At 61.9% G+C, this 2,429-nt stretch carries 1 protein-coding gene and 1 pseudogene; both read left to right on the forward strand.

What is annotated here, in order from left to right; all coding sequences use genetic code 11:
- Nucleotides 1–30 precede the first annotated feature (30 nt).
- Nucleotides 31–597: a hypothetical protein gene (locus EOC06_RS32530; RefSeq protein ID WP_128309717.1), complete on the forward strand. Its 567-nt coding sequence runs from the start codon at nucleotides 31–33 to the stop codon at nucleotides 595–597.
- 121 nt (nucleotides 598–718) lie between these two features.
- A pseudogene (locus tag EOC06_RS32535) lies at nucleotides 719–2,429 on the forward strand (hypothetical protein); the annotation flags it as partial.

Here is a 2,429-nt window from a genome sequence, read left to right on the forward strand (position 1 = left end):
TTCTAAATGAGCTTTCACATGATCAATGGAATGACCTACAACGAACTCGCCGCCGAGTGCCATGCCAACAATCACAAGTGGTGGCACGACCTGGACACCGGTGCGCCCCTCGACCGTGACAAGGACGAGCTGCTGATGCTTGTCGTCTCGGAGATTGCCGAGGCCATGGAGGCCGAACGCAAGAACCTGATGGACGACAAGCTGCCCCACCGCCCCGGCGCCGAGGTCGAACTGGCTGATGCCGCGATCCGCCTCGCGGACTTCGGCGGAGGGTTCAGCTACAATATCGAACCCCTTGAGCCCAGGTTTATGCTCAAGATCCCGCCCCTGCCGGACAACAGAGCTGCAGCCCTTCTCGACATCACCAGCAAGGTCGTCGGGATAGCGGAACACTGCACCCACGATCCCGCGTTTGACGATGCCTTCAAACCGGTGGTTGGCGCCATGATCTACGTCACCCTGGAACGCATCCAGGAGTACTGCAAAAAGTGGAACTACGATCTCGACGGCGCCTACCGTGAGAAGTCGGCCTTCAACAAGGTCAGGGTCGATCACTCCGCCGAACACCGGAAGGGCGCCCACGGAAAAAAGTGGTGATACTATAGGGTGAGCAGAATGCATCACTCACATACAAGATGCTGATTTCTTACCTCTCAATTCCTAGCGAATTGAGAGGTTTTTTATGTCCCGAGATTTCTTTCCAGGGATGGGCCAGGGTGTGGCTGAACGCACCGTCGCCCGTCTTATCCTGACCGACGACGCCAAGGCCGAATGGGCCAGCAAGCGCGCCGTCAAGCTCAACCCCAAAGACCCCGACTACAAAGCCTGGTGGTCCGCGTTGAGCCTCACCTTCCCCCTGATCAAGATCACTGACGACGACACCACACCGTTCCTCGGCCGCAAGCCGGAGACCCGGCGCGAGCGCTGGGAAGACGTCGCCCTGCGCGTGGCCGAGGGCAACACCTCGCTCGACCCGTACTGCCAAGATCTGCAGTCGCTCAACTACCATATCGCCGAAGGCACCATCCTGCTGTCCGGCCGCCACCTGCAGCACGGCGACATCCGCCAGAAGGACCGCCCGATGGAGGTCTTCACCAACTGCGCGACGGCGATGTTCCGCGCCATGACCTTCCAGCTTCTACTCTCTGGCTCCGGTGTGGGCTCGAGCTACGACGACGCCCTGATGCTCGTCGACTGGACCAAGCAGCCGAAGGTCGTCTGCGTCATCGACAACACGCACCCTGACGTGCTGGCCGGCCGGATCACTGGCTACATGACGCCCCGCGAGGCGCTGCACCTCTATGCCGGCGAGAAGACCATCTACCACACGGTCGACGACAGCCGTGAGGGCTGGGCCAAGGGTGTCGAGCAGATCGAGGTGGCCACCTACAAGGGGCAGCACGATCACGTCCTCATCCTCGACTACACCGAAGTCCGCGGCTTCGGCGAGCCGATCAAGGGCATGCAGAACCGGCCGGCCTCCGGCCCTGGCCCCCTCATGGGCGCCATCGCCAACGTCGCGCGCCTACGCGACCTCAACATGCCCCGCTGGAAGGCAGCGATCATCGCCGACCACTATCTGGCCGAGTGCGTCCTGGTCGGTGGCGCCCGCCGAGCCGCGCGCATCGCGACCAAGTTCTGGAAAGACCCGGGCATCTTCGAGTTCATCGACCTCAAGCGCCCGATCGAGTTCCTCGGCCGGAGCTGGGATGAAGTCGACACCATGGCTGGCCTGCCACAGTACGGCTCGTTCCTCTGGTCGTCGAACAACTCGGTCGCGGTCGACGACGAGTTCTACGAATGCTTGCGCCAGGCACAAAGCCTCAAGCGCAATGGTGTGCCGCTCAATCACCAACAGCGTTGGGCCGACATGCTCAACGAGGCGATGCAGCGCCGCCAGTACCACGACCTGACCGGCGAGACCGGCTTCCTCAACGTGTCGAAGCTCAACGTCAACCTCAAGGGCACCGACGACTATCTGGTCTACCCCTTCGCCAAGTTTGGCGGCGAGGATTTCAGGGAGATGCAGATCGCCCTGGCCGAGCTGGTCATGGATCACTCCTACCAGTTCATCGTCAACCCGTGCGGCGAGATCGTGCTCTTCATCCTGGGCGCGTTCTGCGTGATCGGCGACCTGGCGCTCTTCCACGCCAACGACAGCTGGGAAGAGGAACAGGCCGTGCGCCACATCACGCGCGCCCTGATCCGCACCAATCTGATGACGTCGATCTACGACCGCGAGGTCAAGCGCACGAACCGCATCGGCGTGTCCCTGACGGGCATTCTGGAGTGGGCGATGCGCCGTTACGGGCTGACGTTCAAGGACCTGATCGCCGTGGACGGTGACGGCATCCAGATCCAGGACGCCAACGGCAATCAGATGTTGGCACCGAGCGTCCGCTCCATGAACTTCTGGCTCCGCCTGAAGG

Origin of the sequence: Mesorhizobium sp. M7A.F.Ca.MR.362.00.0.0 (genome assembly GCF_004023175.1) — a bacterium.
GTDB lineage: Bacteria > Pseudomonadota > Alphaproteobacteria > Rhizobiales > Rhizobiaceae > Mesorhizobium.

What these genes read in the sequence shown, in the direction of transcription:
- EOC06_RS32530 (WP_128309717.1), top strand. Translation starts at nt 31, where the DNA reads ATGACCTACAACGAACTCGCCGCCGAGTGCCATGCCAACAATCACAAG.